Origin of the sequence: Mesonia sp. K4-1, assembly GCF_008017825.1 — a bacterium.
Classification (GTDB): Bacteria; Bacteroidota; Bacteroidia; order Flavobacteriales; family Flavobacteriaceae; genus Mesonia.
Genome location: NZ_VRLS01000012.1, coordinates 168,586 through 193,597, shown reverse-complemented (window position 1 = coordinate 193,597; position 25,012 = coordinate 168,586). Strand labels below are relative to the sequence as shown.

24 protein-coding genes and 1 tRNA gene are annotated in these 25,012 nt (G+C 33.3%); 11 read left to right on the top strand and 14 right to left on the bottom strand.

Features of this window, described 5'->3' with window-relative positions:
• Window positions 1-34: 34 nt before the first annotated feature.
• The 6 genes from accC to pdxA all read right to left on the bottom strand — a co-directional run bounded on the left by accC (window position 35) and on the right by pdxA (window position 5,148).
• Window positions 35-1,390, bottom strand: coding sequence for an acetyl-CoA carboxylase biotin carboxylase subunit (gene accC / locus FT986_RS01950; RefSeq protein WP_147863579.1), 1,356 nt, complete (start codon window positions 1,388-1,390; stop codon window positions 35-37).
• A 51-nt stretch (window positions 1,391-1,441) separates the two neighbouring features.
• Window positions 1,442-1,942: an acetyl-CoA carboxylase biotin carboxyl carrier protein gene (gene accB, locus FT986_RS01945; RefSeq protein WP_147863578.1), complete on the bottom strand. Its 501-nt coding sequence runs from the start codon at window positions 1,940-1,942 to the stop codon at window positions 1,442-1,444.
• A 120-nt stretch (window positions 1,943-2,062) separates the two neighbouring features.
• Window positions 2,063-3,058, bottom strand: a complete 996-nt coding sequence (locus FT986_RS01940; protein ID WP_147863577.1) for a beta-ketoacyl-ACP synthase III — start codon at window positions 3,056-3,058, stop codon at window positions 2,063-2,065.
• Between the two features lie 215 nt (window positions 3,059-3,273).
• The gene (gene rpmF, locus FT986_RS01935) at window positions 3,274-3,471 is read right to left on the bottom strand and encodes a 50S ribosomal protein L32 (protein ID WP_111539809.1); all 198 of its coding nucleotides are present in this window, start codon (window positions 3,469-3,471) and stop codon (window positions 3,274-3,276) included.
• A gap of 9 nt (window positions 3,472-3,480) precedes the next feature.
• Window positions 3,481-4,026 carry a DUF177 domain-containing protein gene (locus FT986_RS01930; RefSeq protein ID WP_147863576.1) on the bottom strand — a complete coding sequence of 182 codons (546 nt, stop codon included), beginning with the start codon at window positions 4,024-4,026 and terminating at the stop codon, window positions 3,481-3,483.
• A 72-nt stretch (window positions 4,027-4,098) separates the two neighbouring features.
• Window positions 4,099-5,148, bottom strand: a complete 1,050-nt coding sequence (gene pdxA / locus FT986_RS01925; protein WP_147863575.1) for a 4-hydroxythreonine-4-phosphate dehydrogenase PdxA — start codon at window positions 5,146-5,148, stop codon at window positions 4,099-4,101.
• Window positions 5,149-5,199: 51 nt separating this feature from the next.
• Between pdxA and FT986_RS01920 the strand changes: the two genes are divergently transcribed.
• Window positions 5,200-5,790: a riboflavin synthase gene (locus tag FT986_RS01920; protein WP_147863574.1), complete on the top strand. Its 591-nt coding sequence runs from the start codon at window positions 5,200-5,202 to the stop codon at window positions 5,788-5,790.
• On the opposite strand, the gene FT986_RS01915 is transcribed toward FT986_RS01920, so the two are convergent.
• The 3 genes from FT986_RS01915 to mce all read right to left on the bottom strand — a co-directional run bounded on the left by FT986_RS01915 (window position 5,787) and on the right by mce (window position 6,666).
• A complete protein-coding gene (locus FT986_RS01915) occupies window positions 5,787-6,011 on the bottom strand; it encodes a PID-CTERM protein-sorting domain-containing protein (RefSeq protein WP_187248551.1) in 225 nt (74 codons plus the stop codon). The genes FT986_RS01920 and FT986_RS01915 overlap by 4 nt on opposite strands.
• Before the next feature lie 125 nt (window positions 6,012-6,136).
• A tRNA-Ile gene (locus tag FT986_RS01910) sits at window positions 6,137-6,210 on the bottom strand.
• A gap of 51 nt (window positions 6,211-6,261) precedes the next feature.
• Window positions 6,262-6,666 carry a methylmalonyl-CoA epimerase gene (gene mce / locus FT986_RS01905; protein WP_147863572.1) on the bottom strand — a complete coding sequence of 135 codons (405 nt, stop codon included), beginning with the start codon at window positions 6,664-6,666 and terminating at the stop codon, window positions 6,262-6,264.
• A 60-nt stretch (window positions 6,667-6,726) separates the two neighbouring features.
• Between mce and FT986_RS01900 the strand changes: the two genes are divergently transcribed.
• Together FT986_RS01900 and FT986_RS01895 are read left to right on the top strand one after the other, a co-directional pair.
• Window positions 6,727-7,122, top strand: a complete 396-nt coding sequence (locus FT986_RS01900) for a ribosome-binding factor A (protein ID WP_147863571.1) — start codon at window positions 6,727-6,729, stop codon at window positions 7,120-7,122.
• 1 nt (window position 7,123) lies between these two features.
• The gene (locus tag FT986_RS01895) at window positions 7,124-8,320 is read left to right on the top strand and encodes an ABC transporter permease (RefSeq protein WP_147863570.1); all 1,197 of its coding nucleotides are present in this window, start codon (window positions 7,124-7,126) and stop codon (window positions 8,318-8,320) included.
• 2 nt (window positions 8,321-8,322) lie between these two features.
• Here FT986_RS01895 and dusB read toward each other — a convergent pair whose 3' ends face one another.
• Entirely contained in the window at window positions 8,323-9,315 is a 993-nt protein-coding gene (gene dusB, locus FT986_RS01890) for a tRNA dihydrouridine synthase DusB (protein ID WP_147863569.1), read from the bottom strand.
• Window positions 9,316-9,391: 76 nt separating this feature from the next.
• The gene (locus FT986_RS01885) at window positions 9,392-11,800 is read right to left on the bottom strand and encodes an outer membrane beta-barrel family protein (RefSeq protein WP_147863568.1); all 2,409 of its coding nucleotides are present in this window, start codon (window positions 11,798-11,800) and stop codon (window positions 9,392-9,394) included.
• Between the two features lie 160 nt (window positions 11,801-11,960).
• On the opposite strand from FT986_RS01885, the gene lepA reads away from it, so the two are divergent.
• A complete protein-coding gene (gene lepA / locus FT986_RS01880) occupies window positions 11,961-13,757 on the top strand; it encodes a translation elongation factor 4 (RefSeq protein WP_111539823.1) in 1,797 nt (598 codons plus the stop codon).
• A 58-nt stretch (window positions 13,758-13,815) separates the two neighbouring features.
• On the opposite strand, the gene FT986_RS01875 is transcribed toward lepA, so the two are convergent.
• The 3 genes from FT986_RS01875 to FT986_RS01865 form a co-directional block, all read right to left on the bottom strand.
• Window positions 13,816-14,073 (bottom strand): hypothetical protein, encoded by a 258-nt coding sequence (locus tag FT986_RS01875; protein WP_147863567.1) that lies wholly within the window; start codon window positions 14,071-14,073, stop codon window positions 13,816-13,818.
• 184 nt (window positions 14,074-14,257) lie between these two features.
• Window positions 14,258-14,503: a hypothetical protein gene (locus tag FT986_RS01870; RefSeq protein WP_147863566.1), complete on the bottom strand. Its 246-nt coding sequence runs from the start codon at window positions 14,501-14,503 to the stop codon at window positions 14,258-14,260.
• Between the two features lie 124 nt (window positions 14,504-14,627).
• On the bottom strand, window positions 14,628-16,496 hold the full coding sequence (locus FT986_RS01865) for a sodium:proton antiporter (RefSeq protein WP_147863565.1): 1,869 nt from the start codon (window positions 16,494-16,496) through the stop codon (window positions 14,628-14,630).
• Window positions 16,497-16,666: 170 nt separating this feature from the next.
• Between FT986_RS01865 and FT986_RS01860 the strand changes: the two genes are divergently transcribed.
• The 7 genes from FT986_RS01860 to FT986_RS01830 all read left to right on the top strand — a co-directional run bounded on the left by FT986_RS01860 (window position 16,667) and on the right by FT986_RS01830 (window position 25,003).
• On the top strand, window positions 16,667-17,527 hold the full coding sequence (locus FT986_RS01860; protein ID WP_147863564.1) for an MBL fold metallo-hydrolase: 861 nt from the start codon (window positions 16,667-16,669) through the stop codon (window positions 17,525-17,527).
• Window positions 17,528-17,535: 8 nt separating this feature from the next.
• Window positions 17,536-19,215 carry a S8 family serine peptidase gene (locus FT986_RS01855; RefSeq protein ID WP_147863563.1) on the top strand — a complete coding sequence of 560 codons (1,680 nt, stop codon included), beginning with the start codon at window positions 17,536-17,538 and terminating at the stop codon, window positions 19,213-19,215.
• Between the two features lie 113 nt (window positions 19,216-19,328).
• Window positions 19,329-21,167 (top strand): M1 family metallopeptidase, encoded by a 1,839-nt coding sequence (locus FT986_RS01850; protein WP_147863927.1) that lies wholly within the window; start codon window positions 19,329-19,331, stop codon window positions 21,165-21,167.
• 76 nt (window positions 21,168-21,243) lie between these two features.
• Window positions 21,244-21,624: a ribonuclease P protein component gene (rnpA, locus tag FT986_RS01845; protein WP_147863562.1), complete on the top strand. Its 381-nt coding sequence runs from the start codon at window positions 21,244-21,246 to the stop codon at window positions 21,622-21,624.
• Entirely contained in the window at window positions 21,621-23,249 is a 1,629-nt protein-coding gene (locus FT986_RS01840; protein WP_147863561.1) for a S41 family peptidase, read from the top strand. Before rnpA ends, FT986_RS01840 begins: the two co-directional genes overlap by 4 nt.
• A gap of 149 nt (window positions 23,250-23,398) precedes the next feature.
• A complete protein-coding gene (locus FT986_RS01835) occupies window positions 23,399-24,073 on the top strand; it encodes a DUF1853 family protein (protein ID WP_187248550.1) in 675 nt (224 codons plus the stop codon).
• 114 nt (window positions 24,074-24,187) lie between these two features.
• Window positions 24,188-25,003, top strand: a complete 816-nt coding sequence (locus FT986_RS01830; protein ID WP_147863559.1) for a DUF547 domain-containing protein — start codon at window positions 24,188-24,190, stop codon at window positions 25,001-25,003.
• Window positions 25,004-25,012 lie beyond the last annotated feature (9 nt).

Sequence of the window (25,012 nt, the reverse complement as noted above, 5' to 3'; positions counted from 1 at the left end):
AACCCTCAAGCTAACTTGAGGGTTTGTAGTACTATTATTCGTTTTTATATTTATCGTCCATTTCGAAATCTTCCATAAATTTAGTGGTGTAGTTACCTGCTAAATAATCTGGATGATCCATTAATTGACGGTGAAATGGAATAGTTGTTTTCACTCCTTCAATGACAAATTCATCTAAAGCACGCTTCATTTTATTGATAGCTTCTTCTCTAGTTTGCGCTGTTGTAATTAACTTCGCGATCATAGAATCGTAGTTAGGAGGAATTGAATAACCACTATATACGTGGGTGTCAATTCTTACTCCGTGACCTCCTGGCGCGTGTAAATTAGTAATTTTACCTGGAGAAGGTCTAAACCCATTATATGGATCTTCGGCATTAATTCGACATTCTACAGAGTGTAATTTTGGGAAGTAGTTCTTTCCTGAAATTGGCACTCCTGCCGCAACTAAGATTTGTTCTCTAATAAGATCGTAATCGATTACTTGCTCTGTAATAGGATGCTCTACTTGGATACGAGTATTCATTTCCATAAAGTAGAAATTGCGGTGCTTGTCTACCAAAAATTCTACGGTACCTGCTCCTTCGTATTTGATATATTCAGCAGCTTTTACAGCAGCTTCACCCATTTTCTCACGAAGTTCATCGGTCATAAATGGCGATGGAGTTTCTTCGGTAAGTTTTTGGTGACGACGTTGTACCGAGCAATCTCTTTCTGAAAGGTGGCAAGCTTTTCCTTTGCTATCTCCTACTACTTGTATTTCGATATGGCGAGGCTCTTCAATAAGCTTTTCCATATACATACCATCATTACCAAATGCTGCTTTTGATTCTTGTCTTGCTGAATCCCAAGCGTCTTGAAGTTGCTCTTCTTTCCAAACGGCACGCATTCCTTTACCTCCACCACCTGCTGTGGCTTTAAGCATTACAGGAAAGCCCATACTTTTGGCAGTTTTAAGACAGTCTGCGTAATCATCTAAAAGTCCGTCTGATCCTGGAATACAAGGAACTCCTGCTGATTGCATGGTAGCTCTTGCCGAAGCTTTATCTCCCATTCTATCGATCATCTCTGGAGATGCTCCTATAAATTTGATATCGTGTTCTTGACAAATTTTAGAGAATTTAGAATTCTCTGCCAAGAAACCGTAACCTGGGTGGATAGCGTCTGCATTGGTAATTTCCGCGGCAGCGATAATATTTGATATTTTTAAATAAGAATCACTACTTGGTGCTGGACCTATACATACAGCTTCATCTGCAAAACGAACGTGTAAACTATCGGCATCTGCTTTTGAGTATACTGCCACAGTTTGGATTCCCATTTCTTTACAGGTTCTAATTACACGTAGTGCAATTTCACCTCTATTGGCAATTAATATCTTTTTAAACATGGTGTTGTGTTTAAATTTATTAAGAATAAAATTTTACTCTTAATTGTTAAATTAAGAAGGGTCTACCAAAAATAATGGTTGATCGAATTCTACTGGAGAAGAATCATCTACTAAGACTTTTACAATCTTACCGCTTACTTCACTTTCTATCTCGTTGAAAAGTTTCATTGCTTCAATTACACAAAGCACGTCTCCTTCTTTTATTGAATCTCCCACCTCAATAAATGCAGGTTTGTCTGGAGATGGTTTACGGTAAAAAGTTCCGATAATTGGAGATTTTACTGTAATGTACTTAGAATCATCATCGGCAGCTGGTGCATCTTGAGTCGCAGCAGGAGCTTCTTGAGTTGGAGCTGCTGGTTGCTGCATTTGTTGATGAGCTTGCATTTGTGGCTGCATTCCTCCCATTGGGATTTGCTGAACGATGGTTGTTTCTTTTTCGTCTGAACTAGTTTTAATGGTGATTTTGATATCATCCATTTCTAATTTTACTTCGCTAGCTCCAGATTTAGCTACAAATTTTATTAAATTTTGAATTTCCTTTAATTCCATAATTATAAGGTATTTGTCATTTTTAATCCCTCAGTAAGGGTCTAATCTCTCGAGGTTTGTCCCGAAAATTTAAAATAGTTTTTATATTTATCTCCCAGTGCACACACCGAGATTTTTGATTTATGAGTTATACGCCCATTTTAAATAAATGGATCCCCAGGTAAATCCGCCTCCAAAGGAAGCAAATACTAAATTATCTCCTTTTTTAAATTGTTTCTCGTAATCACTTAATAATAAAGGTAATGTTGCTGATGTGGTATTTCCATAACGCTGAATATTCATAAGCACTTTCTCTTCGCTTAATCCCATTCTCTTGGCTGTAGCATCTATAATACGTTTGTTAGCTTGATGTGCTACCAACCAATTTACATCTTCTTCCTTTAAGTTGTTTCGTTTCATTATTTTTTCACTTACTCCAGCCATATTGGAAACTGCATACTTAAATACGGTTTTACCATCTTGCTGTACGTAATGTTGTCTATTGACAACTGTTTCTTGACTTGCTGGTAAGAGTGAACCTCCTGCATCAATTTTTAAAAAATTTCTTCCTATACCATCACTTCTTAAAAATTCATCTTGTAATCCAAATCCTTCTTCATTAGGTTCAAAAAGTGCGGCTCCTGCACCATCACCAAAAATGATACACGTAGCTCTATCGGTATAATCAATTATAGAAGACATTTTATCTGCGCCTATAACTAAAACTTTTTTATATCTACCAGATTCTATATAGCTAGCTGCAGTAGACATTCCGTAAAGAAAACTAGAGCAAGCAGCTTGTAAATCGTATGAAAAAGCGTTGGTTGCACCTAACTGAGAAGCGGTATAGGCTCCTGTTGAAGCAACAGGAAGATCTGGGGTGGTGGTTGCAAAAATTAATAAATCGATCTCTAAAGGATCGATATTATTTTTTTCTATAAGGTTTTTTGCGGCTTGTATACCTAAATAAGAGGTTCCTTTATTAGGATCTTTTAGTATTCTTCTTTCTTTTATACCTGTTCTAGTAGTAATCCATTCATCATTGGTTTCTACCATTTCTTCTAACATTTTATTAGTTAAAATGTCATCGGGCACATAAGATCCTACAGCTGTTATTGCTGCTTTAATTTTGTTCATAAAATGGATTTTATTTCACAAAAGTAGGTTTCCCTACATTAATGATTTTAGAAATTTTTTAAATTCTAAAACTAAGGTGCAAAGTAATATGTTTTTGCCACTTATTCAACTTATTAACTCAAACATTTGTAGTTTTATAAGCCAAAAGGTCTTAAAAAAACAAAAACCCTCGCCTTTTGAGCGAGAGTTTTTTATAATTTCTATGAGCTTAATCTCTAAGCTTCAACTTCTTCAGTATTATCAATAAGGATTTGACCTCTATAATAAAGTTTTCCTTCGTGCCAGTGAGCTCTGTGGTATAAGTGCGCTTCTCCTGTAGTAGGATCTGTAGCTATTTGTGGTGCTTTCGCCTTATAGTGCGTTCTTCTTTTATCTCTTCTGGTCTTAGATATTTTTCTCTTAGGATGTGCCATAGCTAAGTATTAATTTTTATCGTTTAATAGGTTTTTTAATTTATTCCAGCGAGGGTCTACCTCATTTACTTCTTCTTCTTTTTCTTGCCCAATTTTAGGCTGTAATTCTTCTAGTTTATCAAGTATGTCTGAGTCTAATGTTCCATCTTCTACACCTGGGTGAATCCTTTTTATAGGAATTCCCAAAACAATGGCTTCGTAGATGTATTGTTGCACTTTTATTTCGTATTCCCCGTGAGGCAAAATAAGCAACTCTTCATTTTCATCATTAAATTCTTCTCCAAATTTCACCACTAAAGAAATGTTATTCTCTACCGGTTGATCATAGGGCTCATTGGTGACATCACAATTAATGTTAATGTTACCATGAACATGAAAATCGAGCTCTAGCATAGTTGACTTTTTCTCAAAAGTCAAATCTACTTTTACATCGATATCATTAAAATCTTCGTACTCAAAATATTCAAAGAACGTATTATCTATATGATAATCGTAATGATGCCTTCCTATCTTTAATCCCACAAATGGGATGGTAAACTCTTTTAATTTCTTCATCACATCGTCAATTTCAGGCGTGCAAATATATAAAATATAATGAATTAACTATCTTTATTAACAAAAAAATGTTTATAATTTTTTATTCTGTTTTTTTAGTGGGTTTTTGGTAAGCTTTTCATACTCTTTGCGATTCTTAAATATCTCTATTGAAGCAAATACTGCTTCTTTGAATGAGGTATAATCTGCTTCTCCTTTTCCAGCAATTTCGTAGGCTGTTCCATGATCTGGAGAGGTTCTCACTTTTTCTAATCCTGCAGTAAAGTTAACTCCATTGCCAAAAGATAAGGTTTTAAAAGGAATTAATCCTTGATCGTGATATGCTGCAACTACTGCATCAAAGTTCTGATAATTTTTTGTGCCAAAGAAACTATCTGCAGCATAAGGTCCATATACTAAGTTTCCTTTATCTTGTAATTTCTTGATGGTAGGTTTTAAAACTTCTTCATCTTCTTTGCCTATCACTCCATTATCTCCGCTATGTGGGTTAATCCCTAAGATAGCTATTTTTGGTTTTCTTACTTTAAAATCCGCTTTAAGCGAATTAGAAATCATATTTACTTTCTTTTCTATGAGAGAAGGTGTAATGACTTCTGAAACTTCTTTTACAGCCACATGATCTGTAAGTAATCCCACTTTTAAATTTTGAGAAATCATGAACATTAGACTTTCTCCTCCCCCTAAATGTTTAGCTAAATAATCGGTGTGTCCAGGAAAATTAAATTTATCTGATTGAATTACATTCTTATTAATAGGAGCAGTAACTAAAGTATCAATATCCCCATTTTTTAAAGCTTGCGTTGATGCCTCTAAAGACTGAAGTGTAAACTTTCCTAAAAATTTATCTTCTTCTCCGAAATTAATTTTCAAATTATCTTTCCAGATATTGACCACATTAAACTTACCATCAATAATTTTCTGCGCGTCGTCTACTCCTTGAAAATTAATATTCATTTTAAAATGCTTTTTATAAAAAGAAAGCAATTTATTATTTGCAAAAATCACTGGAGTACAAAAATCTAACATGCGTTGATCGGCGAAAGTCTTTAAAATAACCTCACTGCCAATTCCGTTTAAATCACCTATACTTATTCCAACTCTTACCTTATGTGCTTTTTTCATCAAAATAATATCTATTTTTGCTCAAACAAAGGTAACTAATTATTAATAACTATGTTTACAGGAATAGTAGAAGTACTTGGGAAAATTATCAACTTAACTCAAGAAAATGATAACTTACATCTCACCGTTGAGTCTTCCTTTACCGAAGAGTTAAAAATTGACCAAAGTGTCGCCCATAATGGAGTGTGTTTGACAGTTACCTCTATAGAGAATAAAAATTATACGGTAACAGCAATTAAAGAAACACTAGATAAAACTAATTTGTCTTCTCTTGAAATTGGAGATATAGTAAATTTAGAAAGAGGAATGATGATGAATGCTAGATTAGACGGACATATTGTCCAAGGTCATGTCGATCAAACGGCAACTTGTACTCAAATACAAGAGCAAAATGGAAGTCACATTTTCACTTTTGCCTACGATTCTACCTTAAATAATGTTACTATAGAAAAAGGATCTATTACTGTAAATGGTGTTAGCTTAACTGTAGTAAATAGTCAAAGAGATAGTTTTAGCGTAGCTATTATTCCTTATACATATGAACATACTACATTTAAATGTCTTAAAGAAGGAGCAATTGTAAACTTAGAGTTTGATGTGATTGGAAAATATGTGCAAAGACTTTTAGATTTAAGAAGCTAGTCTTCTTTTTTTCTTAGTTGTCTTATTCCAAAAACACTTCCTCCTATAAGTAAATAAGTTAATAAGCCGTCTATAGGTAATCCTGGAGGAGGGATTCCTGGACCTCTAGTAGTATTTTGAGGAGGAGGAGGACTTTTTGTTGTCTGGAAAGAAAAAGACTGCAAAGATATACACATCATTGCAAGTGTTAAAATTGTAATTTTCAAATACTTCTTCTTCATAACGAAGGCTAAAATAATAAAATCTTTAACACTTAAGGAAATCTCCTACATTAAATGATCATTAAATATATAAATCCCCTATAACATTATAAAACATTAAGGGGATATTTAAATATTTACGCTTGTGGTCCCACATGGGCTCGAACCATGGACCCCCTGATTATGAGTCAGGTGCTCTAACCAGCTGAGCTATGGGACCGAAATCAGGAGGCAAAAATAGTCATATCTATGATATCTCCCAATAAAAATCTTACTTTTTTATTTCTTGGCATAATTCAACCAAAACTCCGTGCGAAGATTTTGGATGGAGAAAAGCTACTAACTTGTTATCTGCCCCTAGTTTAGGAGTTTCATTTAGCACAACAAAGCCTTCGGTTTTCAATTCTTCTATCTTTTTTTTAATATCTTCTACTGCAAATGCAATGTGATGAATACCTTCGCCCTTTTTCTTTAAGAATTTAGCGATAGGGCTATTTTCGTTTGTAGCATCTAAAAGTTCAATTTTACTTTCGCCGGTTTTAAAGAATGAGGTTTTTACTCCTTCACTTTCAACTTCTTCTTGTTTGTATGGAGCTGCTCCTAATAACTTCTCGTAAGTAATATTTGCTTCTTCAATGTTATTAACGGCAATCCCAATATGTTCAATTTTATCCATTTTTATTAAAATTTTGTTTTACAAAAATACTATAACTTTTAAAAAGGCTATTTTTGCCATATGGAAGAAACAAACAGACAGAAAAAAATAGGTGGAGTCTTACAAAAAGATTTAGCCGATGTGATACAGCAAGAACTTAGAAATGCTGGAAAAACCAATATTATAATTTCGGTTTCGAAAGTGAAAGTAACGACAGATTTATCAATCGCCAAGGCATACTTAAGTATTTTCCCTAGTTCTCAAGGGGCAGCCCTTTTAGAAGAATTAAGAGAAATTAGACATCTTTTAAAACATCAAGTAGCTTTAAAAACAAAAAATCAATTAAGAAAAATGCCCGATTTGGACTTATTTCTAGATGATTCTTTAGACTATATAGAGAAAATTGATGAAGCGGTAAAGGGTAAAGAAAACCCTATTGAAAATCCGAATCTTTTAGATAAAAGAAAAAAATCTTAATTTGAATTTCTCCTATTACATAGCAAAGCGGTACTTAGCCACTAAAAGTAAAAATAGTGCTATTAATATTATTACCATCATTGCGGGAATAGGTGTATTTGCCGGAGCGTTGGCACTCTTTATTGTACTTTCTGGATTTGCAGGATTAAAAGAGTTTAGCGTTTCATTTTCTAATGAATTTGATCCCGATTTAAAAGTTCTTCCGTCAAGCGGAAAAACACTTATTGTAGGTCAAAAAGAATTAGAACAAATTAAAGCTTTGCAGGGAGTTCAAGCATTTTCTAAAATTATTGAAGAACGGGTTTTATTAAGTTTTGATAATAAGCATACCCCTGCGAATATTAAATCTATAGATAAAGAATATCTAAATGTAAACCCTGTAGATAGTTCTTTGATTGGAGGTGTTTGGGTTCATCCACAAGAAAATCAAGTAGTGATTGGTAGTGCCATTTCAAGAAAATTATCTTTAGGTATTGGTGGTTATGGTGATGCTTTAAAAATCATGGTCCCTAAACCAGGAACAGGACAAATCTCGCAAATAAGCGATGCTTTTTCAACCAAGTCTGCTTTAGTAACTGGAGTTTATAGTATTAATGAAGACCTCAATTCTAAGTATGTATTTACTCCTTTTTTCTTTGCGGAAGAATTACTTCAGTTAAAAGAGAATGAATTTTCTGCTTTAGAAATAAAGTTAAATCCAGATGCAGATGAAAATGGTATTAAAGAACAAATCGTTTCTATTCTTGGTAAAAAGGTTATCATCAAAAACAGAATTCAGTTAAATGATAAGTTATACAAAATGTTGAATACGGAAAATTTAGCGGTATATCTTATTTTTACTTTAGTTCTTATTATAGCCCTTTTTAATGTTGGTGGAGCCATTGTTATGGCCATTTTAGATAAACAACACAACATACGAACGCTTCATCATTTAGGTGCTTCTGCCAAAGGAATTAAACGCATATTTTTGTTACAAGGAACATTATTAACCCTTGTTGGTGGGGCTTTAGGATTGATGCTTGGGATTGTTATTATTTTATTACAATTACAATTTGACCTTATTATGATTACGCCTACCTTACCTTATCCTGTAGCTCTAAAAGCTGAAAATATTCTAGTGGTCTTTGCTACCATTATGGTATTAGGAATTACAGCCACCTATATTGGTACCACGAGAATTACTAAAGTTTTGACTTAGATTTAGGTGAATTGGAAATCTCCAAACTCTTTTTCGGCTTCATCAAAAGCTTTAAACACATCTTCGGCCTCATCACTAGTAACCATCTTCATTCGATGTTCTTTAAAATGCGGAATTCCTTTAAAGTAATTGGTGTAGTGACGACGAGTTTCAAAAACGCCTAATTTATCTCCTTTCCAATCTATGGCCATTTGTAGGTGTCTTCTTGCAGCTTCTAAACGCTCTGCCATAGTTGGAGGATCTAAATGTTCTCCCGTTTCAAAAAAGTGTTTTACTTCTCTAAAAAACCAAGGGTAACCAATACTTGCCCGCCCAATCATAGCTCCGTCTAAACCAAACTCATCTCTCATTTTAACCGCTTTTTCGGGCGTATCTACATCTCCGTTACCAAAGACAGGAATGTGCATTCGAGGGTTATTTTTTACATCGGCTATAGGTTTCCAATCGGCTTCACCCTTATACATTTGTGCACGTGTTCTTCCGTGAATAGAAATGGCTTTGCAACCAACATCTTGTAAACGTTCGGCTACTTCAATAATTTTTATGGAGTCGTGATCCCAACCCAAACGTGTTTTTACAGTAATAGGTAAGTTGGTATGTTTTACCATCGCTTCCGTTAAGGAAACCATCAAATCTATATCTTTTAAAATTCCGGCGCCAGCTCCTTTAGAAACTACTTTTTTAACGGGACAACCAAAATTGATATCTATAATATCTGGACCCGATTTTTCTACAATCTCTACCGATTCTAACATCGATTCTAGATTGGCTCCAAAAATTTGAATTCCTACAGGGCGTTCTTTCTCATAAATATCGAGTTTCATGACACTTTTTGCAGCATCACGAATTAATCCTTCTGAAGAAATAAATTCTGTATATACTACATCTGCTCCTTGCTCTTTGCACAGTGCTCTAAATGGAGGATCGCTTACATCTTCCATAGGTGCCAAAAGTAACGGGAACTCTCCTACTTCTATATCTCCTATTTTTGCCAAAATCGAATTCTTTTTGTTTAGGTTGCAAAATTAGTAAATAAGATTGAACTGTTATTTTTAAACTCTTAAAACTATTTTACAAACGCTCTCGTTCTTGATTATTAATAGTACGTTGATTGTCTTTGAGTCTAAAATTTCCAAAGTAGTATTTAAAACCTAAACGTATATACCTATTTTCTGGTTGGGCAAAAAAACCGTTATCTTGGTTAAGATATGTAGAATTTAACTGCGTAGCATAACTGTTAAAAGCATCGGCTAGGTGTAGAGAAAGCTCGGCTCGGTTATCCCAAATGGTTTTACGAACTCCTAAAGAAAGGTTAAGCATATCGTCTAATTGATATGATCCTTGTAAAAGGGAAGAAATGTACAAAAAAGTTACATCTCCTGTAAATGTTCCATCTTTAGAAAGCGTAAGTCCGTTATACAAAGACAGGTAAAAACCATTAATATCATTGGTTACCTCAGCATTATTACTTTCAAGCGCAACAAACGTTTCTTCTTCATGAAAACCTGAAAAAACAACTTGTGCATACCACCAATTTTTTAATGAGCGACCATGTAAAAAATCAATGCCGTAAGATTTACTTTCTAACATATTGGCTTGGACACTTCGTAAAAATTGATTTTCATTATTTTGAAAAACCAATTGGGCGACATTTTCTCCGTTATCACGGAAATAAAAATCAAAAGAGTATGCGTCTTTATAAGTATAGTTAAGATTAAAACTATTACTTAAAGCTGCGTTTAAATTAGGATTCCCTGCCTGGTAGCTATTTTCATTAATATAATATCTAAAAGGGTTTAAGCTGGTATAACTAGGACGAGCTATTTTTCTTCCATAATCAAAACTAAAACTATAATTTTCTGCTGCTTGATATGAAATAAATAAAGAGGGAAAAAAATTGGTGTAATTTCTATTTGTTTCTTGGTTTAAAGCAACTGAGTTTCCTTCTCTATAAGTGTTTTCAACTCGCAACCCAGCTTTTGCCTTCCATTTACTCCAATCTTTACTTACTGAAGTATAAACAGCGCTTATCGCTTCATTATAAGTAAACTTATCAGTTAAATGATTTCCTTGAAAAGTTTCTGAGGAGGTTCGTACATCATAAAAGAATAAACTACTCGTAGAGTTTATAAAAGCAAATTTTGCTCCTGCTAAAAACTTATAGGTGTCAAAGACTGTTTCAAAATCGGCTTGACCTGCATAGATATTTATTTTTTGGTATCCTTCTGAAGAAAAGCTGTTTTCCGTTAAAAGTAAATTTTCGTTATTAAAATATTGAGTGAGCAGTTGCTGATCATTATTTTGTTCAAAATAGGTAGCATGGGCATTTAAACTTAATTGGGTGTTTTCTTTCTCAAAATTATGTGAAAAAGTGAGGTCTACAGCAGCATTAAAAAGGTCATTTTGTAACTGACTGTTGGTTGTAAAACTAGAATCTAATACTCTATTGTTGTCAAAAATTCTTGTTCTTCCATTATTATCCAAATCTTTTTTAGGGGTTAACAAACTTGTTCCGTTAAGACTAATTTTATTTTTCTCATCAAATTGATAATCTAATACAAGATTAATATTGTGTTGTTGCTCTTGTGTAGTTTTATTAAAATCTGTATCCCAATATTGAAATACTTCTTTATTATTTAAAAAATTGATATAGCTTTCATCTTCTTTAAAATGTTTGGCTTTTGTAAAGTTATAATTAGCAAACAAATTGAGTTTTTCATTTTTATAGAAGTGACTCGTTCCCAAGTTATATTTAGGAAAGATTGCTTGAGTATAATTTCCGTTAAGGCTTGCTTTGTAACCTGGAGTATGATTTTTTGTTGTAACGATATTTAATATAGGTCCGTTTCCTGCATCGTATTTAGCCGGCGGGTTTCTTATTACTTCTATTTGCTTTATATTTTCTGCCGAAAGACCATCTAAAAATTGTTTTAACTCACTAGAGGTTAAATATACTTTTTTGTCATTTATATAAACAGTGGCCGAAGTATTTCTAATTTTCAAATCTCCATTTATATTAATAACACCTGGAGTTTTGCTTAAGATGTCCCAACTATTTCCGCTAGAAAGACTTGTGTTTTCCACGTCAAAAATAATTCGATCTACCTCTTTTATAATTCTAGGTTTTTTTGAATATATTTTTATATCACTAAGTTGTGCAGTTTCTTCTTTTAATTGAATAGTATCAATTTGTTTATCGTTATCTACTTTTACAGGAATAATTTTGGTTTGATAACCTACAAAACTCACCTTTAGATGATATTCCCCTTCCTCAATCTCTTCCATCAAAAAACTTCCGTTTTCTTCCGTAATGGTTCCTTTTACAAAAGTAGAGTCTATCTTGGTATGTAGTGAAATATTGCTGTAGCTAATAGGCTTATTAGCATTATCTACAATTTTTCCACTAATTTCATATTGTGCAAAAGTGATGAAAGGTGAAAATGTTAGGAGTATTAATAAATATTTAAAAAAAAATTGCAAAATATATTACCTTTTTATTTATCAAAATGCCAATATAATATATTCTTAGTGATTCTTAGCGTCTTGTATTGTTTTTCAAAAAACTATATTTGCAAAAATATCTTACAGCAAATCGAAGCAAGGAATTTTGAAAAGAGCGTGTAAGAACTAAGAAGATGTTATGAAGCATATAAGGAATTTTTGTATAATCGCACATATTGATCACGGTAAGAGTACCTTAGCCGATAGATTATTAGATTTTACAGGATCTGTAACCGACCGTGAAAAACAAGAGCAGTTATTAGATAGTATGGATTTAGAACGTGAACGTGGTATTACCATTAAAAGTCACGCCATACAAATGAATTATCAACACAATGGAGAAGAATTTGTTTTAAACCTCATTGATACTCCTGGACACGTAGATTTCTCTTATGAAGTTTCTCGTTCTATTGCCGCCTGCGAAGGTGCGCTATTGGTAGTTGATGCCGCACAAAGTATACAAGCACAAACCATTTCTAACCTTTATTTGGCTTTAGAAAATGATTTAGAAATTATTCCTGTTCTTAATAAAGTAGATTTACCTAGTGCAAATCCCGAAGAAGTAACCGATGATATCGTAGATCTTTTAGGTTGCGATGCCTCGGAAGTGATTCCAGCAAGTGCCAAAACGGGTATAGGAATTGAAGAAATTTTAACTGCAATTATCGAACGTGTTCCAGCACCTACAGGAAAAGTAGATGCTCCATTAAGAGCCTTAATCTTTGATTCGGTTTACAATCCTTTTCGTGGAGTAGAAACCTACTTTAGAGTCATTAACGGAAGTATTAAAAAAGGACAAAATATAAAGTTTGTAGCTACAGATAAAAATTATTTTGCTGATGAAGTAGGAACGTTACGCTTAAAACAATTTCCTCAAAAAGAAATTAAAACCGGAGATGTAGGTTACTTAATAACGGGGATTAAAGATGCTAGAGAAGTAAAAGTAGGAGATACTATTACCGATGCTAAAAACCCAACTACCGAAGCAGTCGCAGGTTTTGAAGATGTAAAACCAATGGTTTTTGCAGGGATTTACCCTGTAGATACAGAAGATTATGAAGAATTGCGTTCTTCGATGGAAAAGCTTCAATTAAACGACGCTTCTTTAGTATTTACACCAGAGAGTTCGGCGGCATTAGGATTCGGGTTTAGATGTGGTTTCCTAGGAATGTTGCACTTAGAAATTATTCAGGAAAGATTAGAGCGAGAATTTGATATGACGGTAATTACTACCGTACCTAACGTATCTTACCACGCTTTTACCAATAAAAATCCAGATGAGATAGTTTTAGTAAACAATCCATCAGATTTACCCGAACCTTCTAAATTAGATCGAGTAGAAGAGCCTTTTATAAAAGCGACCATTATTACAAAAGCCGACTTTGTTGGCCCAGTAATGTCTTTATGTATAGAAAAAAGAGGGGAGATTACCGCTCAAACTTACTTAACTACAGAGAGAGTTGAACTTTCTTTTGATATGCCTTTAGCTGAGATTGTTTTTGATTTCTATGATCGTTTAAAAACTGTTTCTAAAGGTTATGCCTCTTTTGATTATACTCCTATTGGTTTAAGACAATCTAAATTGGTAAAAGTAGATGTTCTTCTTAATGCAAGTAATGTTGATGCTTTATCTGCCTTATTACACGTTGATAATGCTTATGATATTGGTAAGAAAATGTGCGAGAAATTAAAAGAGTTAATTCCGCGACAGCAATTTGATATTCCAATACAAGCGGCAATCGGAGCAAAAATTATAGCTCGAGAAACCGTAAAGGCTTTACGTAAAGATGTTACTGCAAAATGTTATGGTGGTGATATTTCTCGTAAACGTAAGCTTTTGGAGAAACAAAAGAAAGGTAAAAAACGTATGCGCCAAGTGGGTAATGTAGAAATCCCGCAAGAAGCGTTTATGGCTGTATTAAAGCTTAATGATTAAAAAGAGAAAACCCTCTGAATAAATTTTCAGAGGGTTTTTATTTTTACTTATATTAACTTTAAGCTTTTTCACAATCTCCTAATTGTTCTTGAGAGGCAATAAATTCATCAAAAGAGACATCCCCTGGTATATCTTGTGTAGTCTCTGTTCCATCTTCTAAAGTAGTTGTATAAGTCCCGTCTTCATTATCACAATATGTTGTTGTACTTGTAGCCCCCTCAAAGGTAACAGTGCAAATTTCACAGCTGGAAGAAGTATTTCCATCATCATCACTAGAACATGAAGTAAATGCAAAACAAACAGTGGCAAATGCCATTAACATAATTTTTTTCATAATAATTTTATTAATTTTAAAGCAATATAAATGGATTTTAAACAAGAAGAATAAGGTTTAATAATAATCCGTATTAATTTAAGAAAATATTACAACTACTTTTATTTGTGTTAACAAAAAAAACCCTCTGAAAATTTCAGAGGGTTCTTTAATGTGAAAATTTATATTAACCGTTACATCCAACGACAGAATCATTTCCTTCACAATCAGAATTCGCATACGCATCCGCAGCATCATCTAAAGCTTGACAATTTTCTTCTGACTCATCATCAAAATAAGCTTCAAATGCATCAGCATAATCTTGAGCTAATTCTTGACAGCTTTTTCCTCCCCCATCATCATCACTAGAACAAGAAGTTGAAGTAAAAGCAAATAAACCAGCGGCAAAAGCCATTAACATAATTTTTTTCATAAGTTTTTAGGTTTTTGTTAATATTTGAGGCAATATAATAGGATTACTTTAATTTAAAAGCATTTTTTTGATTTTTATTTAAGAAAAATTATATATAAAGAGATGTTACAATAGTAATCTAATTTTAGTCTTCAGTAACTGTTTCTTCTAAGTCAGTTTTATGAGTTTGATTCTCTGGATCAAAAGTTTTACCTAGATACACCAATTGAAAACCTTCTTCAATTTCAACTTCTTTACTATTGGAAGGTAAGATACTTAAGTCTCCTTCTAAGTTCTTTACGAACAGAGGTATAATTTCACTGTCACTCTTAGAAATTTCTATAAGTCCTTCGTAGTGATCTTTAGAGTTGATTTTTATTTCTTGAATCTTAGGATATTTTCGAGCGACTTCAGTTAATTTTATAAAATCATCAGTATGAGAAAATAAGCCATCGTTAGGGTTATTTTCTGGATCATTCATTTCATCTGCAGATACGACTCTAAAAGAACCATTCTCTCCAAAATGCTTTTGAAATTTACTAATGGCAGTTTTGTTTATTTCGGTATTACCAGTCATTGCCATCAAATACCCTACATCATTTAGTTCTATATTATTTCCTAACTCATCAGAAAAAACACTTCCTTCAATAGCTTCTATTCCTAGATCTTTTGCCTTTTGAATGTTAGTTCTATTATTATCTACTAAAACTACGTGACGATTATTCTTTTTAAGATAAGCTCCAATTAATCTAGAAATAGAGGAAGCTCCAATAATTAAAATCCCTTCAGAGTTCTTTAGAAAAACTCCTACCAATTGCGCAAAAAGTCGTGCTGTGGTAGCGTTTAACAATACTGTACCCAATACAATCATAAATACCAACGGAGTAATATATTCGGCTCCTTCAACACCTTGACTTGCTAGTTTTAATCCGAAAAGAGAAGCAATACCTGCAGCTACAATACCACGTGGTCCTACCCAGCTAATAAATAGTTTCTCATTAACTTTTAATGAAGAATTGATACTACTTAAGAAAACTCCAATAGGCCTAACTAAAAATACCACTACAGCAAATAGAATAAGTGCATTCCAATTATATATTAATAATAGATCATCAATATTAATATTGGCAGCCAATAAAATAAATAAGATAGAAATTAATAGGACACTTAATGATTCTTTAAAATAGAGTAGTTCTTTTATATTGGGTAGGTTGGTGTTCCCTAATACCATTCCCATTACTACTACCGCCAATAAACCACTTTCGTGTGCAAAAGCATCAGAGAGTACAAATACTCCAAGAACAGTTGCTAAAGTGAATACGTTTAATAAGTAATGAGGAATTACGTTTTTCTTTATTGAAAAAGCTAAGGCGTGTGCAAAAGTAAATCCGAAAGTAAATCCGAAAAGCACAATTTTTCCAAATTCAATCAAAGCCGTTTGGGTAAATTCTCTCCCTTCTCCAGCACTTATAAATTCAAATACCAATACCGCAAATAAAGCGCCTATAGGATCTATTAAAATACCTTCCCATTTTAAGATAGCAGATACATCTTTCTTTAACGGAATATTTCTTAAGATAGGTGTAATTACGGTAGGACCTGTCACGATTATTAAGGCAGCAAATAAGAATGAAATTTGCCAGGATAAATCAAAAATTAAATGCGCGGCAATTCCTGCACCTATAAAAGTAACAATTACAGCAACGGTAATTAATTTTACAATAACCGGACCCACATTGAGTATTTCTCCTTTTCTTAGCGTAAGTCCTCCCTCAAAAAGTATAATACTAATGGCTAAAGAAACAAAGTAAAACAAACTTTCTCCAGGAAAAAGTCCCGATTCTCCATTCCAAATAGGTTCAATAAGTTTACCTCCATCAGCAGTAAAAAGTGTCGCAATGGGACCCACTGCCAAACCGATTAAAATTAAGGGTAAAATAGCCGGAATTTTAAATTTCCAAGCACTCCATTGAGCTAATATTCCTAAGATAATAATTCCAGCAAGTTCTAACATAAGGGTTAATGAGTTAAAAGTAATCGTATTGAAACAACGAAAATAGTTTTTTTATCTTTTATTGTTTTATTTTCCTAGTGAAAGGAATGTTAAATCCATTGCAAAAATAGAGCTTAAAACCTTGTTTTTTGCTATTTTGCGGCGCATACAATATAAACAAAACTTTTTATATGACCCTACACCCAATTGAAGCTGGTAATTTTAAATTAGATGGTGGAGCTATGTTTGGTGTTGTTCCTAAAACTTTATGGACAAGAACCAATCCTGCAGACGCTAATAATATGATAGATATTGCTGCTCGATGTTTACTTATTGAAGACGGTGATAAGCTTATACTTATAGATAACGGTCTTGGGGATAAACAAGATGAAAAATTCTTTAAGCATTACCACCGCTGGGGAAATCATTCTTTAGATAAATCATTACAAGAAAAAGGATTTCATCGCGATGATATTACTGATGTTTTCTTAACTCACCTTCATTTTGATCACTGTGGTGGAAGTATACAATGGAATAAAGATCGAACAGGATTTGAACCTGCTTTTAAAAGAGCTAAATTTTGGACCAATAAAGAACATTGGGAATGGGCTACTCAACCTAACGCCAGAGAAAAGGCCTCTTTTCTAAAAGAAAATTTACTTCCTATGGAAGAAAGCGGTCAATTACATTTTTTAGATCGCGAAAAAGGATCTCATTTTTATGAGCATTTAGGGTTTGGAGCCTTATTTGTAGACGGCCATACTGAAAAACAAATGATCCCTCATATACAGTATCAAGGAAAAACAATAGTTTTTATGGCAGATTTACTTCCAACAGCTGGCCACGTTCCTTTGCCTTATGTAATGGGATATGACACCAGACCTTTAATTACGTTAACCGAAAAAAAAGGGTTCCTAGAAAAAGCTGCCGAAGAAGGATTTTACCTATTTTTGGAGCACGATGCCCACAATGAAATCATTACACTTAAAAATACCGAAAAAGGAGTGAGACTCGATCAATCCTATACTTTTAATCAAATATTTAATTCATAATTATATTCATGAGAACACCATTTTTAAAATCAACTTTTGCTGCAGCAACTGTAGCTATGATTGCTGCTAGTTGTGGTACTACTAGTCCAGTAATTACTTCTACACCTATAGATAATATAGACCAACAACCGCTTAAAAATGTTACTTTAACAGATACCCAAATGAAAGGTTGGGGAGGATCTGATTTAGTGACAGACACCATTCCTGGAATGAGCGTACAAAAAGCTTACGATGAAATCCTTAAAGATTATGAAGGTAAAACCGTAATCGTAGGAGTTATTGACAGTGGTGTAGATATTGAGCACGAAGATTTAAAAAATATCATTTGGGTAAACGAAGATGAAATTCCAGGAAATGGAATTGACGATGATAAAAACGGTTACATAGATGATATTCACGGGTGGAATTTCTTAGGAGATGCTGTAGCGGAAAACTTAGAATTTGTACGTATTGTAAAAAGATTACAACCTAAATACGAAGGAAAGACTCCAACTGAAATTAGTGCTGAAAACAAAGCTGAGTACGATATGTACCAAAAAGCACAGCAAGAATTTGAAAAGAAATTTAATGAAACTAGCCAAAACAAAAATTACTATACACAATTACTTCAAACTTTAGAAGATTCAGAGAAAGCGGTAAGTGATAAATTAGGAAAAGAAGATTTTTCTCAAAAGGAATTAGCTCGATTAAATCCAGACACTCCAGAACTTGAGCAAGCTAAAGGATTTTTAGTAAATATCATGTCTCAAATTGGAGATTTAGATAAAGCAAAAGAGCAATTAAAAGGAGGGATAGATTATTTTTCTGGTGGCTTAGATACTCATTACAATTTAGATCTTAATGGTCGTGATGTTGTAGGAGATGATCCATACGATATTACAGATACCAATTATGGTAATGGAGATGTTGATGGTCCAGATCCTAAAAAAGAAGATGCTAAACATGGTACTCACGTAGCAGGAATTATCGCTGCAGAAAGAAACAATGGAATAGGTATTAACGGTGTAGCCAAAAACGTAAAAATTATGGCGGTTAGAGCTGTGCCAGATGGTGATGAGTACGATAAAGATATCGCTTTAGCTATTCGTTATGCAGTAGATAACGGTGCCAAAGTTTTAAATACAAGCTTTGGTAAATATTTTTCTCAAAATCCAGAATGGGTGAAAGACGCTATAAAATATGCAGCAGATAATGATGTATTAATTGTTAATGCAGCAGGTAATGATGCTTTAGATATGGATGTAACTAATATCTTTCCTAATGATCAAGACCCAGAAAACGTAGCAGAATATGCCGATAATTTTTTAACTGTTGGTGCATCTAACTACGAATACGGATCTAAATTAGTAGCTAACTTTTCTAATTATGGTAAAACCAACGTAGATGTATTTGCTCCTGGTACTAAAATTTGGTCTACAACTCCATTAAATGAGTACGAATTTTTACAAGGTACTTCTATGGCTTCTCCAGCAGTAGCAGGAGTTGCAGCTTTAATAAGATCTTATTATCCTAAACTTACAGCTGCACAAGTTAAAAATGTGATTATGCAAAGTGGTTTAGCTTCTTCTTCAGATGTTATTGTAGGAGGTGATGCTAAAGATGTAAGAGCTTTTAACGAACTTTCAGTTTCTGGAAGAATGGTTAATCTTTACAATGCTTTAATTTTAGCAGATAAAATGTCTAAATAATAAGTAGAAACATTCACTTTAAAAGGTGTTCTATTCTTTAAGTTTTCAATTAATGTTAACTTTACGGAATTAGAACACCTTTTTTATTTAAAACCTAAAACCTTATGATAAATATGAAATCTCAATGGCTTTTTATTGGACTTTGTATCTGTACAGCTATAACCAGTTTAGCACAAAACAGTACTTCTTATTGGCAGCAACATGTCGATTATAAGATGGAAGTAGATGTAAGTGTAAAAGATTACACCTACACGGGTACTCAAGAATTAGAATATACCAATAACTCTCCAGATACACTTAATCAAGTATTTTACCATCTCTTTTTTAATGCTTTCCAACCAGGAAGTGATATGGATGTAAGATCGAGAACCATTCAAGATCCAGATGGTAGAGTAGGAGACCGCATTAGTAAACTTTCCGATAAGGAAATAGGATTTTTAAAAGTTGAAACGTTAAAACAAAATAATAAAGAATTAGACTACAAAGTTGTAGGAACTGTTCTTCAAGTAAATTTAGCACAACCTCTTTTACCTGGAGAAAAGACTAAATTTAATATGAAATTTAACGGTCAAGTTCCCGTGCAAATACGTCGTTCAGGAAGAAATAATGCCGAAGGTGTGGCTTTATCTATGACTCAATGGTATCCTAAATTAGCCGAATATGATTTTGAAGGTTGGCACGCAGATCCTTATATAGGAAGAGAATTTCAAGGAGTTTGGGGAGATTTTGATGTAAAAATCACTATTGATAAAGATTATATCCTTGGTGGAACAGGTTACTTGCAAAACCCACAAGAAATTGGTTACGGTTATGAAAAAGAAGGAACCAAAGTAAAACGCAAAGGCAAAAAGTTAACTTGGCATTTTAACGCGCCTCAAGTACACGATTTTACTTGGGCTGCAGATCCTGAATTTGTTCACGATAGTAGAGTCGCTAAAGACGGAACTGTTTTACATTTCTTATATAAAGATAAACCAGCTTACGAAAAAGAAAATAATTTTACTGAAAACTGGAAAAATCTTCAATCTAAAACCGAAGATCTTTTGCTGTATTTCAACGAACACATAGGAGAATATCCTTACGATCAATATTCAGTTATTCAAGGAGGAGATGGAGGGATGGAGTACGCTATGTGTACTTTAATTACTGGTAATCGCTCTTTTGGAAGCCTAGTGGGTGTAACCGCACACGAAATGGCACACGCTTGGTTTCAGCATATTTTAGCTACCAACGAATCTAAACACGAGTGGATGGATGAAGGTTTTACCACTTATATTTCTACTTTAGCTCAAAATGAAGTCCTTTCAGAAGGAAAAGAAAATCCGTTAAGTGGCGCTTACCGCGGATACACTTACTTGGCAAATTCTGGTGCAGAACAACCACAAAGTACGCACGCAGATCGTTACCATCTTAACCAAGCTTATGGTTTAGCAGCGTATTCTAAAGGTGCTGTATTCTTGGGACAATTAGAATACCTTATTGGAAAAGAAAATGTTTCAAAAACTTTGAAGCAATATTACAAAGAGTGGAAATTCAAACACCCAACGCCTAACGATTTTAAACGTGTAGCCGAGAAGGTAAGTGGAGCGCAGCTCGACTGGTATTTAACCGATTGGACGCAGACTACCAATACTATAGATTACAGTATAGAAAATGTAGAAGCTAAAGATCAAAATACTGTTGTATCTTTAAAACGTAACGGGCAAATGCCTATGCCAATAGAACTTAGAGTTACTTTTACCAATGGTAAAACACAAGATTTTTATATTCCTCTACAAATGATGTATTGGCAAAAACCAAATTCTGGAGAATTAGGAAAAACTTGGTCTTGGGCAAATCCTAATTATGAAATGACATTAATGTTAGCAAAAGATCAAATTTCTAAAATAGAAATAGATCCGTCACAAAAGATGGCAGATATAAAGAGAGACAATAACGTGTTTGAAAACTAAAAACCTCTTTTTTCAAGATTTTAAAACCCTTGTTCACTCAAGGGTTTTTGTTTTTTACATTGCTTATCTTTACCACATGAAACAAACCTTCCCAAAAGAAGAAAAACTTAAAAGCAAGATTCTTATTGGTCAACTTTTTGAAGAAGGAAAATCTGTAAAAAGTTTTCCGCTTAAGCTTATATATCATGCTATTCAAGGAGAAGAATCTCAAGATAAAGTAGGCGTTTCTGTACCCAAACGTAATTTTAAATTGGCAGTAACCCGTAATAAAATCAAACGTTTGCTAAGAGAAAACTACCGCAAACAAAAGAATTTACTTCCTCCCCATGCAAATAAATTTAGTATGATGTTTATTTATACGGGACGAAAAGAATTGGATTATAACGAAATAGAAATCGCTATGAGAAAATTAATACATAAATTTATAGAGAAAGAATTGACAGACGACGCCTTATGAAAAAACGCATTCTTGTTCCCATACTTGCTATTGGTATTTTAATCACCACTGCAAGCGCTAGTTATAAATCAGATTTTTTTGAGATCGCTAAGCAAATAGAAATTTTCACTACGCTTTTCAAAGAATTGAATATGAACTACGTAGATGAAACCAATCCAGCAGATTTAATGGATACTGCTATTACTGCTATGTTGGCCGATTTAGATCCCTATACCAATTACTGGAATCAACAAGAAGTAGAACAAGCTAAGATTCAAAATTTTGGACAGTATACCGGGATTGGAGCCAATGTATTTACCCAAGAAAACAAGATTAAACTCATGGAAGTTTATAAAGGCTACCCTGCAGATAAAGCAGGTTTAAAGCCAGGAGATGAGATCATTCAAATTGGTGACGTTGCACTTAAAGATTTTAACGAAGACGCAGGAGAGTTGCTAAAAGGCGCTCCAAATAGTAAAGTAACCTTAAAATATATCCGTCAAGGAAAAACACAACAAACAACACTTAACAGAGAAGCGGTAGAAATTAAAGCGGTTCCTTTTTACGAACTTACGCCAGATAAAATTGGTTATATTGTACTTTCTAAATTTAACCGTAAAGCTTCCGCGGAAGTAGCCACAGCACTTAAAAACTTAAAAGAACAAGGCGCTGAAAAAATAATATTAGATTTAAGAGGAAACCCTGGAGGATTACTTACCGAAGCAGTTAATGTGACCAATATTTTTGTTCCTAAAGGAGAGATTATTACCACCACAAAATCTTCTATAGAAAAATACAATCAGGTATACAAAACGCAGAGAGATCCTATGGATACAGAGATTCCTTTGGCAGTTTTAATCAATGGGAAAAGTGCTTCTGCTAGTGAAATTGTCTCGGGGAGTTTACAAGATTTAGATCGAGCTGTTGTAATTGGTGCAAGAAGTTTTGGTAAAGGTTTAGTACAACGTCCTAAACAGTTGTCTTATGGAACGCAGTTAAAAATTACCATTTCTAGATATTACACCCCTAGTGGTCGTTGTATACAAGCTTTAGATTATTGGAATAGAGATGAAGAAGGAAATGCTACTAAAACTAAAGTGGAGGATTACAATGAATTTACGACCCGCAACGGAAGAAAAGTATATGATGGTGGTGGTATTTTACCCGATGTTACCTTAGAAACATCAGAATATAGTGCGGTAACCAACGCTTTAATTGAAGAGCAAATTATCTTTAATTATGCAACTCAATACTACTACAATCAACCCGAAATTAGTTTAGATAATTTCGTTTTCACGGATAAAGATTTTGGTGCATTTAAGCAGTTTTTAAAACAAGCTGACTTCACCTATGAAACCGAAACCGAAAAAGAGTTGAAAGAATTAATGTTAGTTTCTAAGAAAGAAGGTTACGAAAAAGCTATCGCAAAAACACAGCAAAATATGTTAGCTGAAATTGAAATTGCCAAGCAAAAACAAATTGAAGCTAAAAAACATGAAATAGAGCGTTTATTGAGTGATGAAATTATAAAGCGTTATCATTACGAAGAAGGGTTATACACGTATTATCTAGCTCATAATCCTGAAATTAAAAAAGCAAAAGAGATCTTAAATAATGCTTCTACATATCAAAAGATTTTAAAATAAAAGGGATTAATAACGAGCTCGCATATCAAGGATTTATATCTACTGCATCTATTTTTAAGACAGAAAAAAATAGGTTTGATTTAGACGTATTTACTTTACCAAAAGTTAACTCAATTCCCTTTTCGGAAGAAATATCTCCGCAATTAGTATTGGGTAAAAGAGCAGAGGTTTTTTTTAATTTTTCTATTAAAAATAACTCTCGTTATGAGATGGTGGCTCAAAATCTCCAAGTGATTCACGAGAAGAAAACCTTAGGAGAATTCGATTTTTTCTTAAGAGATAGAGAACTTAAGGAAATACTTCACGTAGAACTGGTCTATAAATTCTATTTATTCGATCCTTCTATCTCAAAGGATGATGAATTAAAATGCTGGATTGGTCCTAATAGAAAAGATAGCCTCTTAAGAAAGATCAACCGTTTAAAAGAGCATCAATTTCCGTTATTATATCGTTCAGAGAGTGAAAAAGTTTTATCTAGAATTCAATTAAATCCGCGGCAGCTAAAACAAAAAGTGTGTTTTAAAGCCAATTTATTCGTTCCAAAAAATGATAATCAATCTACTTATCGTCTTATAAATCATAGTGCAATTGCTGGTTATTGGATGCACTTAAACGAATTTACGGAAGCAGAGTATGGTCAAGATAAATATTTTTCTCCGCAAAAAAAAGATTGGCCTATTCATCCTAGATATCAAAAAGATTGGAAAAATTTTAAGGAAATCCTTCCAGAAATTGACTATCTTTTTAAACATAAAAAAGCAGCTTATGTTTGGAGAAAGTTACAAAACGGAAGTTTTGAACGTTTTTTTATAGTTTGGTGGTAATTATAATTACTTTTTCTCAAAAACTTGTAGGTGTCTTTTTTCGTAAATATATAAGCATTCTAACTAAAGAGTTAAATGCCACTAACAAGAATTTTGAGGACTTAAAAAATTGATATGAAACTAAAAATAAATTTACATACAAGTATTTGTACTCTCGCTGCTTTATTTTTTTCAATGTTATTAATTGCTTGCGGAACAAGTAAAAATGAGTCTATTGAACTTAGCTTAGAACAGCAACAAATAAAACCATTTGAGATTTCTAAGAATTTCTATGATGCAGTTAAAAATGGAGGTAATGCAGATAAATATGCAAAACAGTTAGCTGAACTTTCTCCTGAAGTGCTTAAAAACACTTTAAAAACAGATACACAGAAAAAAGCATTTTGGTTAAATACTTATAACACTTATGTACAATACCTTTTAAAAGATAATCCCGATTTATATAAAGATAGATCTGCTTTCTTTAAAGAAAAGCGTTTTGTCATTGTAGGGGAAGAAGTGAGTTTAGATATTTTGGAGCATGGTTTATTAAGAAATTCTAGAATTAAAGCTTCATTAGGTTATGTAAAAGATCCTTTTCCGTCTAGTTTTGAAAAAGATTTTAGAGTAGAAGAGATTGATTGGCGTATTCACTTTGCTTTGAATTGCGGAGCTAAAAGTTGCCCTCCAGTTTTTTATTATACGGTTAATGCTTTAGATAAAGAACTAGAAGATTCTTCTAAAAAATATCTAAAGAAAAAAGTAGAGTATAAGAAAAATGAAGAAGAAGTATACGTTCCTGCATTAATGAGTTGGTTTAGAGGAGATTTTGGAGGAAAAGATGGAGTCATTGAAATTCTTAAAAACTATCAATTAATTCCTACTGACAAGGATCCCGATGTGGAGTTTTTAGATTACAACTGGGAATTAGATTTAGATAATTATAGATAGTAATATTTT

Coding starts and splice junctions, on each gene's coding strand:
- FT986_RS01855 (WP_147863563.1), top strand. CDS start 17,536: ATGAGAACACCATTTTTAAAATCAACTTTTGCTGCAGCAACTGTAGCT.
- FT986_RS01860 (WP_147863564.1), top strand. CDS start 16,667: ATGACCCTACACCCAATTGAAGCTGGTAATTTTAAATTAGATGGTGGA.
- FT986_RS01840 (WP_147863561.1), top strand. CDS start 21,621: ATGAAAAAACGCATTCTTGTTCCCATACTTGCTATTGGTATTTTAATC.
- FT986_RS01900 (WP_147863571.1), top strand. CDS start 6,727: ATGGAAGAAACAAACAGACAGAAAAAAATAGGTGGAGTCTTACAAAAA.
- accC (WP_147863579.1), bottom strand. CDS start 1,390: ATGTTTAAAAAGATATTAATTGCCAATAGAGGTGAAATTGCACTACGT.
- FT986_RS01875 (WP_147863567.1), bottom strand. CDS start 14,073: ATGGCATTTGCCACTGTTTGTTTTGCATTTACTTCATGTTCTAGTGAT.
- mce (WP_147863572.1), bottom strand. CDS start 6,666: ATGGATAAAATTGAACATATTGGGATTGCCGTTAATAACATTGAAGAA.
- FT986_RS01940 (WP_147863577.1), bottom strand. CDS start 3,058: ATGAACAAAATTAAAGCAGCAATAACAGCTGTAGGATCTTATGTGCCC.
- rpmF (WP_111539809.1), bottom strand. CDS start 3,471: ATGGCACATCCTAAGAGAAAAATATCTAAGACCAGAAGAGATAAAAGA.
- pdxA (WP_147863575.1), bottom strand. CDS start 5,148: ATGAAAAAAGCACATAAGGTAAGAGTTGGAATAAGTATAGGTGATTTA.
- FT986_RS01830 (WP_147863559.1), top strand. CDS start 24,188: ATGAAACTAAAAATAAATTTACATACAAGTATTTGTACTCTCGCTGCT.
- FT986_RS01915 (WP_187248551.1), bottom strand. CDS start 6,011: ATGAAGAAGAAGTATTTGAAAATTACAATTTTAACACTTGCAATGATG.
- FT986_RS01865 (WP_147863565.1), bottom strand. CDS start 16,496: ATGTTAGAACTTGCTGGAATTATTATCTTAGGAATATTAGCTCAATGG.
- FT986_RS01870 (WP_147863566.1), bottom strand. CDS start 14,503: ATGAAAAAAATTATGTTAATGGCTTTTGCCGCTGGTTTATTTGCTTTT.
- FT986_RS01850 (WP_147863927.1), top strand. CDS start 19,329: ATGAAATCTCAATGGCTTTTTATTGGACTTTGTATCTGTACAGCTATA.
- accB (WP_147863578.1), bottom strand. CDS start 1,942: ATGGAATTAAAGGAAATTCAAAATTTAATAAAATTTGTAGCTAAATCT.
- FT986_RS01930 (WP_147863576.1), bottom strand. CDS start 4,026: ATGAAGAAATTAAAAGAGTTTACCATCCCATTTGTGGGATTAAAGATA.
- lepA (WP_111539823.1), top strand. CDS start 11,961: ATGAAGCATATAAGGAATTTTTGTATAATCGCACATATTGATCACGGT.
- FT986_RS01920 (WP_147863574.1), top strand. CDS start 5,200: ATGTTTACAGGAATAGTAGAAGTACTTGGGAAAATTATCAACTTAACT.
- rnpA (WP_147863562.1), top strand. CDS start 21,244: ATGAAACAAACCTTCCCAAAAGAAGAAAAACTTAAAAGCAAGATTCTT.